At 30.4% G+C, this 2146-nt stretch carries 1 protein-coding gene, 1 tRNA gene and 3 rRNA genes; all 5 read left to right on the forward strand.

What is annotated here, in order from left to right:
* A 23S ribosomal RNA gene (locus KQI86_RS19960) occupies nt 1-156 on the forward strand; the annotation flags it as partial.
* Nucleotides 157-267: 111 nt separating this feature from the next.
* Nucleotides 268-384: ribosomal RNA gene (gene rrf, locus KQI86_RS19965) — 5S ribosomal RNA — on the forward strand.
* A gap of 8 nt (nt 385-392) precedes the next feature.
* Nucleotides 393-468 (forward strand) — tRNA-Phe (locus KQI86_RS19970).
* A gap of 462 nt (nt 469-930) precedes the next feature.
* On the forward strand, nt 931-1674 hold the full coding sequence (locus KQI86_RS19975; RefSeq protein ID WP_216441165.1) for a peptidylprolyl isomerase: 744 nt from the start codon (nt 931-933) through the stop codon (nt 1672-1674).
* A gap of 375 nt (nt 1675-2049) precedes the next feature.
* Nucleotides 2050-2146 (forward strand): 16S ribosomal RNA (locus KQI86_RS19980); the annotation flags it as partial.

Here is a 2146-nt window from a genome sequence, read left to right on the forward strand (position 1 = left end):
GCTGAAAGCATCTAAGCGTGAAGCCCACCTCAAGATTAGATTTCCCATAGCGTAAGCTAGTAAGACCCCTTGAAGAACACAAGGTTGATAGGCTAGAGGTGTAAGTGTAGTAATACATTCAGCTGACTAGTACTAATAGGTCGAGGGCTTGATCTTAATTAAATGCTTTGTGCAATTTTGAAAGAATTATTCTTTCAATGAAACTTCGGCAGCTAAAGCTGCGAAGTACTGTTCCAAAACGAAATCAAAGATTTCTGTGGAACAGCATCTGGTGATAATGGCTTGAAGGTAACACCCGTTCCCATTCCGAACACGACGGTTAAGCTTCAATGCGCCGATGATACTACAAGGGAGGCCTTGTGGGAAAGTAGGTCGTCGCCAGATTAGTATATGGCTCGATAGCTCAGTCGGTAGAGCAGAGGACTGAAAATCCTCGTGTCCCTGGTTCGATTCCTGGTCGAGCCACCAAAAGCATATCTTATAAAGATATGCTTTTTTATTTTTTGAAATTTATAATAAGAAAAATTTAATTAATGTATTTTCTAAATCTTACCTTACTGTAATCTTTAACGATCTTACCTTCTCTATTAATTATAGAAACAGTTCTTTCAATACTTATAGATTTTTTGCAGATATGTTTTTTAATACTTCATATAGTTCACATTTTTCATTATTAATACTTATATATTCTAATAATTTAAGTAATTTACTTTTATAATAATAAAATAAGATATATAGTAGATTTAATTCATTTAAGATCTTAATTCTATCTCTAAAAGATTTTGTTTATAGAAAATTTCTTGCTTAAAATTATGATATACTTAATATATCTGTCATATAATAAAAAGTATGATTTTTTATTTGAGGTGGAAAAAATATATTAACTATGTAATAATTAATATCAAGAATATATATAAAAGGAGAATATCTATGGAAAATAAAGTTTTAGCAGTAGTAAATGGAAGAGAAGTTACTGAAAGAGATTTACAAGAAATGATAGTAAAAATCCCTAAGGAAAGACAATCTTATGTAAAAACTGAAGAAGGCAGAAGGCAACTTTTAGAAGAGATGATATGCTTTGAGTTAATTTACAACCATGCAAAAGATAATAAAATAGAAGAAGAAAAAGATTTTATAGATCAATTAGAGATAATTAAAAAGGATTTATTAACACAATATACAATTGGTAAATTGCTTTCAGAAGTAACTATTAGTGAGAAAGAAATAGAAGAGTACTATAATAATAATAAAGAAAAGTTTAAAACAGAAGAAAGCATCGTTGCAAAACATATACTAGTAGCAACATTAGAAGAAGCTAAAAAGGCACTTGAAGAGATAGAAAAAGGAATGAGTTTTGAAGAAGCAGCTGAAAAGTTCTCAACATGTCCATCTAAAAGCTCAGGGGGGAATCTAGGGACTTTTGGAAGAGGAAGAATGGTTCCTGAATTTGAAAAAGCAGCCTTTGAGTTAGAAATAGGTGTAGTAAGTGAACCAGTAAAAACACAATTTGGATATCATATTATTAAAGTAGAGCATAAAAACCAACCATTTATAATACCATTTAATAAAATGAAAGATAGTATAGAATTTGACTTAAAGCAAGAAGCACAGAGAAATAAATATTTTGAGATTACAAATAAATTAAAAAGAACTTATAAAGTTGAGATAAAATAAAGAATATTGGTCGACTCTTTTACTTTAAAAGAGTCGATTTATATTTATACTGTTCCTAGTGTATCAATATGATAATTATAGAGAAATTTAAAGAAATATAGATTATTATGACGATAATTTAGTTTTATGAGTTGTGTTATATGAAAACTAATGTGTATATGATGATAAGATAGTCTTCGTCGCAAGGAAAGAAAAAAACTTGGAACTAAGTAAAAAAACTTAGAAATAAGTTAAAAAAACTTGTTGACAAGGATAAAGAAAAATGATACTATATAAAAGTCGCTTGAAGCGGCAATGGTCTTTGAAAATTAAACAGAGGTAATGAAACCAGTCGATTCTAAAGAGAATCAACGAATGAGCAAATGATTAAACTTATAAATTGAGAGTTTGATCCTGGCTCAGGACGAACGCTGGCGGCGTGCCTAACACATGCAAGTCGAGCGAGAGGAATCCCTTCGGGGATGAATCTAGC

Origin of the sequence: Clostridium mobile (assembly GCF_018918285.1) — a bacterium.
Taxonomy (GTDB): Bacteria; Bacillota; Clostridia; order Clostridiales; family Clostridiaceae; genus Clostridium_AW; species Clostridium_AW mobile.

Bases quoted from the DNA above. Each gene is read 5' to 3' on its own strand.
- KQI86_RS19975 (WP_216441165.1), top strand. From the start codon at position 931: ATGGAAAATAAAGTTTTAGCAGTAGTAAATGGAAGAGAAGTTACTGAA.